The 1,024-nt window shown below is 59.6% G+C and carries 2 protein-coding genes; both read left to right on the top strand.

The window, feature by feature from the left end; genetic code table 11:
- The coding region (locus ACRZ95_RS22995; protein ID WP_480555698.1) for an MnhB domain-containing protein at nucleotides 1-539 on the top strand (539 nt) is incomplete at its 5' end.
- Nucleotides 539-898, top strand: a complete 360-nt coding sequence (locus ACRZ95_RS22990) for a Na+/H+ antiporter subunit C (RefSeq protein ID WP_170433082.1) — start codon at nucleotides 539-541, stop codon at nucleotides 896-898. The genes ACRZ95_RS22995 and ACRZ95_RS22990, both read left to right, overlap by 1 nt.
- The last annotated feature ends 126 nt before the right edge of the window (nucleotides 899-1,024 follow it).

Genomic DNA, 1,024 nt, shown 5'->3' with positions numbered 1-1,024 from the left:
ATCGCAAACCGCACTGGACGCAGTCTGGCGATGCGCATCTCTTGATGATGGTCGTTGTGACCCGCGTCATGATGCCAATCGCGCTAATGGTTGGGGCCTATATCTTCTTCCGCGGGCACAACCAGCCGGGCGGCGGGTTCATCGCCGGTCTGGTCGTGGCAATTGCGTTCCTGATGCAATACATGGCCAGCGGCTATACATGGGCGATTGAACGTCAGCGGTTCTACTACCACGGCACGATCGGCTGGGGGGTTCTGATTGCCGCCGCCACAGGTGTCGGCGCATGGTTCAACGAACGCCCGTTCCTGACCAGCGACTTCGGCTACATCAACTGGCCCCCGCTGGAAGAGTTCGAGTGGGCAACGGCCTTGCTGTTCGACACAGGCGTGTTCCTGGCTGTTTTGGGCGCGGTGATGCTGGCGCTGGACAGTCTGTCCCGCTTTGCGTGGCAACCAGGTATGGCGCAGGAATTCCCGATGGATATCAACCCGCTGCGGGATGATCCGCCGGAAGAAGACAAAGAGAAGGAGCAGGCCTGATGGAAGCGTTGGTAGCCTCTGCCGTAGGCGTTCTGACCGCTGCCGGGATTTTCCTGATCCTGCGCCGCCGCACGTTCCCGGTTATTTTGGGCCTGTCGCTGATCACCTATGCGGTGAACGTGTTCCTGTTTGCAACCGGTCGTCTGGCGCTGAATGCACCCGCGGTTTTGAACAAGTACGAAGAGGTTCCATACACCGATCCGCTGCCCCAGGCACTGGTGCTGACGGCCATTGTGATCTCGTTCGGGATGACGGCTGTGATCGTGATGATCGCGCTCAGCGCCTACCTGTCCTCAAAGGATGACCATATCGACATGACCGCCCAGGACAGCACGGATGCGCCGGGAGAAGACGCATGAACCACTGGATCGTTGCGCCGATCGTCCTTCCCGCGATCCTGGCCCCGTTCATAATCATGGTTCTGCGATACCACTTGGACCTGCAGCGTATCTTCTCGGTCGCGGGCGTTGTGGCTTTGATCGGCA

This window comes from Ruegeria sp. AI3 (assembly GCF_056541245.1).
The sequence above is the reverse complement of the archived record's forward strand: the minus strand, read 5'-3'. Positions and strand labels throughout refer to the sequence as shown.

Coding starts and splice junctions, on each gene's coding strand:
- ACRZ95_RS22990 (WP_170433082.1), top strand. CDS start 539: ATGGAAGCGTTGGTAGCCTCTGCCGTAGGCGTTCTGACCGCTGCCGGG.